Source organism: Metapseudomonas boanensis, from assembly GCF_018704125.1.
In the GTDB taxonomy this organism is placed as follows: domain Bacteria; phylum Pseudomonadota; class Gammaproteobacteria; order Pseudomonadales; family Pseudomonadaceae; genus Metapseudomonas; species Metapseudomonas boanensis.
Map to the genome: position 1 here is coordinate 1 of NZ_JAGTIS010000044.1, position 1897 is coordinate 1897.

The window sequence follows — 1897 nt, forward strand, 5'->3', positions numbered from 1 at the left end:
ATCGGCACCGACCTGATGATCAAGGTGCTGCGCAACGCGCAGCATCTTGAGATGGGCGCCATGGTCGGCATCGACCCGGCGTCCGACGGCCTCGCCCGTGCCGCGCGTCTCGGGGTGGCCACCACCCATGAAGGCGTGGAGGGCCTGACCCGCCTGCCGATCTTTTCCGAGATCGACTTCGTCTTCGACGCCACCTCGGCCGGCGCCCATGTGCAGAACGACGCCTTCCTGCGCAGCGTCAAACCCGGCATCCGCCTGATCGACCTGACCCCGGCGGCGATCGGCCCCTACTGCGTGCCGGTGGTCAACCTGGAGCAGAACCTCCAGCAACTCAACGTCAACATGGTCACCTGCGGCGGCCAGGCCACCATCCCGATGGTCGCCGCGGTGTCGCGCGTGGCGAAGGTCCACTATGCCGAAATCATCGCCTCGATCGCATCGAAGTCCGCCGGCCCCGGCACCCGCGCCAACATCGACGAGTTCACCGAAACCACGTCCAAGGCCATCGAAGTAATCGGCGGCGCGGCCAAGGGCAAAGCGATCATCATCATGAACCCGGCCGAGCCACCGCTGATGATGCGCGACACCGTGTTCGTCCTCAGCGAAGCGGCCGACCAGGCGAAAGTGGAGGCCAGCGTGGAAGAGATGGCGGCCGCGGTGCAGGCCTACGTGCCAGGCTACCGCCTCAAGCAGCGGGTGCAGTTCGATGTGATCCCCGAATCCGCGCCGCTGCACATTCCCGGCCACGGCCGCTTCTCCGGGCTGAAGACCTCGGTGTTCCTCGAAGTGGAAGGCGCCGCCCATTACCTGCCGGCCTACGCCGGCAACCTCGACATCATGACCTCCGCCGCGCTGGCCACCGCCGAGCGCATGGCGCAGTCGATGCTCAAGGCCTGAGGAGACCGACCATGAACGGCAAGAAGCTCTACATCTCCGACGTGACCCTGCGCGACGGCAGCCACGCGATCCGCCATCAGTATTCGATCAAGCAGGTGCAGGCCATCGCCCGCGCGCTGGACCAGGCCAAGGTCGACTCCATCGAAGTCACCCATGGCGACGGCCTGCAAGGCTCGTCCTTCAATTACGGCTTCGGCGCCCACACTGACCTGGAATGGATCGAAGCGGCAGCCGACGTCATCGAGCATGCCACCCTGACCGTGCTGCTGCTGCCGGGCATCGGCACCGTGCATGACCTCAAGGCCGCCTATGACGCCGGCGCCCGTTGCGTGCGCGTGGCCACCCACTGCACCGAGGCGGACGTGTCGAAGCAGCACATCGAATACGCCCGTTCGCTCGGCATGGACACCGTGGGCTTTTTGATGATGAGCCACATGATCCCCGCCGACGAACTCGCCCGGCAGGGCCAGCTGATGGAAAGCTACGGCGCCCAGTGCATCTACATGGCCGACTCCGGTGGCGCCATGAACATGCAGGACATCCGCGAGCGCATGCGCGCCTTCAAGGCGATCCTCAAGCCGGAGACCCAGACCGGCATGCACGCCCACCACAACCTCAGCCTCGGCGTGGCCAACTCCATCGCCGCGGTGGAGGAGGGCTGCGACCGCATCGACGCCAGCCTGGCCGGCATGGGCGCCGGCGCCGGCAATGCGCCGCTGGAGGTGTTCATCGCCGCCGCCGAGCGCCTGGGCTGGAACCACGGCACCGACCTCTACCGCCTGATGGATGCCGCCGACGACCTGGTGCGGCCGCTGCAGGACCGCCCGGTGCGCGTCGACCGGGAAACCCTGGGGCTGGGCTATGCCGGGGTGTACTCCAGCTTCCTGCGCCATGCCGAGGTGGCCGCGGCCAAGTACGGGCTGAAGACCCTCGACATTCTCGTCGAGCTGGGCCGCCGCCGCATGGTCGGCGGCCAGGAAGACATGATCGTCGACGTGGC

General features: G+C 67.2%; 2 protein-coding genes. Both read left to right on the plus strand.

The genetic code is table 11. The annotated features are described in order from the left end of the window. Positions 1-897: acetaldehyde dehydrogenase (acetylating) (locus tag J7302_RS26185; RefSeq protein ID WP_215381753.1), on the plus strand; the 897-nt coding region annotated here is incomplete at its 5' end. An 11-nt stretch (positions 898-908) separates the two neighbouring features. Then, on the plus strand, positions 909-1897 hold a 989-nt coding region (gene dmpG, locus J7302_RS26190), incomplete at its 3' end, for a 4-hydroxy-2-oxovalerate aldolase (protein ID WP_215381755.1).